General features: G+C 61.9%; 1 protein-coding gene and 2 pseudogenes. 1 reads left to right on the forward strand and 2 read right to left on the reverse strand.

Annotated features, from left to right (window positions below):
- The first annotated feature begins 1,236 nt into the window (after positions 1-1,236).
- Entirely contained in the window at positions 1,237-1,416 is a 180-nt protein-coding gene (locus ABZS40_RS36620) for a hypothetical protein (RefSeq protein ID WP_354949317.1), read from the forward strand.
- On the opposite strand, the pseudogene ABZS40_RS36625 reads toward ABZS40_RS36620, so the two are convergent.
- Positions 1,336-1,584, reverse strand: a pseudogene (locus tag ABZS40_RS36625) (transposase); the annotation flags it as partial. The gene ABZS40_RS36620 and the pseudogene ABZS40_RS36625 sit on opposite strands and share 81 nt — an antisense overlap.
- Before the next feature lie 37 nt (positions 1,585-1,621).
- Positions 1,622-1,780, reverse strand: a pseudogene (locus tag ABZS40_RS36630) (AAA family ATPase); the annotation flags it as partial.
- Between the last annotated feature and the right edge of the window lie 93 nt (positions 1,781-1,873).

The following is a 1,873-nucleotide window of genomic DNA, read 5'->3' on the forward strand; positions in this document are numbered from 1 at the left end:
GCTGGAAACCCGCGTTGAACGCCTTCGCCATCACCTTCAACGACCGCTTCCCACCCGCTGAAACCTACTAACCAAGATCGCCGGAAACACCCTTAGCGAGACAGGCCCTGTGATCCGGGACTGTCACCACCACAGCCTGACCGCCATGACGCCGCCCGGCCAGAAGGCCGGGCGGCGTGTCAGGCAAATAGCACTATTCGTTTGTGGTCGCGACACGAGCCATGCCCGTCCTTATCCGCACCTTTAGACGATCCCGGCCGCATGCCTGACGTCAAGGACGCCTGCGAATTCGCCGGGCCTCGAACCGTACCCGACGATTTCAAGGTCACATCCTGGGTACGCGTCTTTAGCATTCTAGGCTAACCAGTTGCGACCTGTCCGATCACTTGCACCTAATCTGCAGCCGGCGCAGAGTGGACCCGGAAGTTCGATGTTTGAACTTGTGGCGGATGCGCATCTAAGTGCACGGAATTAAATCGGCCTGAGGTAGCTTCCGTACGTGACCTGCCGCGAACCAGGCGCAGCTCTAATGAAGGTATTCCAAGCGGCCGGAGGCTGGCCATTCTGGCGATCAAGGTAAGAATAGTGAATGTAAGGGTCGCCCCCAGAGGCAGCCTCAAATCGGTAAATGCAGTCCTGCCAAAGGTAATTCCCGGCGCCGAGAACAATGTCTCGACCAGAGTCTTTGTAATAGCCCCATCCGTTGATATCGTTGCCAAGTTCCCAACGATAGCTGCCAGAACCAAGCCAGATCTGTCGGTGCACGCACGCTGCAGCACCCAACGGAGCCGGAAACCTTAGCAGGAGGCTTCGCGTGTTCCACGCCCATGCGGAGCCGGCAGACGCCACAGCCGGCGCGGCAGAGGGCACCACCAGCCCTGCCGCCGCTACGAGCGACACCAATGCGGCTGTTGCAACCTTCCGCCATCTGGTTAACAACTTCATTCCTTGCCCTTTTCCCCTAGTCCTCGAAATTGCTCTTGAGATTTGATTAGCCCGGCTGACAAATCAATTCTTCGGCATGATACGCGACACCTGCCTCACCTTGGCTTCATCTCGCCTTCTCGCAACCGGATGGAGGCGCTGGCGGGGACGCGGCTGTCTCGCTCGAGGGCGCTTCCGGCGATTCTGGCAAGAAAGTTCACCAAAGATTCTCGGTGGCTCAGAGGACCGCTGATTCACGTACTTTGCGAGCGGTGCCATGTTCCGGTGTCTCGTCAGGTCGGGGTGGTTTCGATGGCTGGCGGCGCGTCCCGCCGACGCCGGCATCGGTGCGGGCTGGTCACGTCCGCGCTGGTGGTGCAGGAGACGGCCATCGCGGGATCCGGTCTGACGTTATGCGGCGATCGGGGCGAGGCCGGTCTGGTCGGTGGCGTTGTCAGCGTCGACGGTAACGAGGCGGGCTTTGGCGAGTAGTTCCAGGCCCATGTAGCGGCGGCCTTCGGTCCATTCGTCGGTCTGCTCGGCCAGGACCGCGCCGACGAGGCGGATGATCGCGGGTCGGTTGGGGAAGATCCCGACGACGTCGGTGCGGAGGCGGATCTCCTTGTTCAGGCGTTCCTGCGGGTTGTTCGACCAGATCTGACGGCAGATCTCGCGGGAGAAAGGCAGTGAAGGCGAGCAGCAGCCGGTGCACCGTCGCGGCGGGCTGACCGGTTAGTTCGGCGAGGCGTTTCGCGGCCCGCCCGGTCGGCGCGACGAGCAGAATCTTCGCCTTCTTCGCGGCAGCGAGTTCGACGATAGAACGGACGGTGAAGCTTTTACCACAGCCAGGCCCCCCCAGGGCCCCGGCAAAGTCGTCAGGTGATGCCGAGTAGTGCCAGCGGGCGGGTGCTGTCGCGGGCGTGGTGTCGGTTGGCGGCAGCGATGTTGG

This window comes from Micromonospora sp. NPDC005324 (assembly GCF_040607155.1).
Taxonomy (GTDB): domain Bacteria; phylum Actinomycetota; class Actinomycetes; order Mycobacteriales; family Micromonosporaceae; genus Micromonospora; species Micromonospora trifolii.

What these genes read in the sequence shown, in the direction of transcription:
- ABZS40_RS36620 (WP_354949317.1), top strand. Translation starts at nt 1,237, where the DNA reads ATGGCTGGCGGCGCGTCCCGCCGACGCCGGCATCGGTGCGGGCTGGTC.